Source organism: Stenotrophomonas sp. AS012628, from assembly GCF_010608305.1.
Lineage (GTDB): Bacteria > Pseudomonadota > Gammaproteobacteria > Xanthomonadales > Xanthomonadaceae > Stenotrophomonas > Stenotrophomonas geniculata.
In genome coordinates, this window is record NZ_VMBJ01000220.1 from 1 (window position 1) to 239 (window position 239).

Below are 239 nucleotides of genomic sequence, written 5' to 3' on the forward strand. Positions count from 1 at the left end.
TTTTTTGCTTCAGCGTCTGAACGACATGTCCGCTCGAAGTCCGCAGCCGCAGCGACATGCCGGCCTTGTCGAGGGCGTGAGCGGGCGTGTCGAAATAGATCGAAAGAAGCCGCTCGGAACTCTGCGGTCGGGCCGCAAGCGAGGGAAGCGACTTGAGCTTGTCGAGATCCGAGGGCGCGAAGGCGAATTTGAGTTCGCGTTCGAGCGTCTGGCCCTTGTCGCGCAGCACGGCACATAAC

At 61.1% G+C, this 239-nt stretch carries 1 protein-coding gene; it reads right to left on the minus strand.

What is annotated here, in order from left to right:
• Positions 1-239, minus strand: a 239-nt coding sequence (locus G5A07_RS21685) for a CYTH domain-containing protein (protein WP_191864017.1), incomplete at both ends; no start/stop codon positions are given.